Genomic DNA, 326 nt, shown 5'->3' on the forward strand with positions numbered 1-326 from the left:
GCGAGCAACCTGCTGGACCCCGAAGCGCCGCCGGGACCAAATCCGCACTCACCGCGCAGGATCAACGACAACGTACTGCGCAGCTACTGCGGCACGCAGTACCGTTACGACGAGCGCGGCAACCTGGCCGAGCGGATCGAGAATGACAAAAAGGGTCGATTTGTATGGGATCTCTATAACCGTCTACGGCGCTATGAAGACGACCGGCTGAGTGTCGATTTCGCCTACGACGCACTGGGCCGTCGCCTTTACAAACACTCACGCTCCAAGTATCGGGACCGCCCCCAAGCAGGGCCTGTGTGGAACGAAAATGCGCGTCGGCAGCG

1 protein-coding gene is annotated in these 326 nt (G+C 60.7%); it reads left to right on the top strand.

Annotated elements, in window-relative coordinates; genetic code table 11:
• Positions 1-326, top strand: a 326-nt coding sequence (locus GIB19_RS28225) for a hypothetical protein (RefSeq protein ID WP_274888875.1), incomplete at both ends; no start/stop codon positions are given.

This window comes from Pseudomonas sp. ITEM 17296 (assembly GCF_028895205.1).
Taxonomy (GTDB): Bacteria; Pseudomonadota; Gammaproteobacteria; order Pseudomonadales; family Pseudomonadaceae; genus Aquipseudomonas; species Aquipseudomonas kermanshahensis.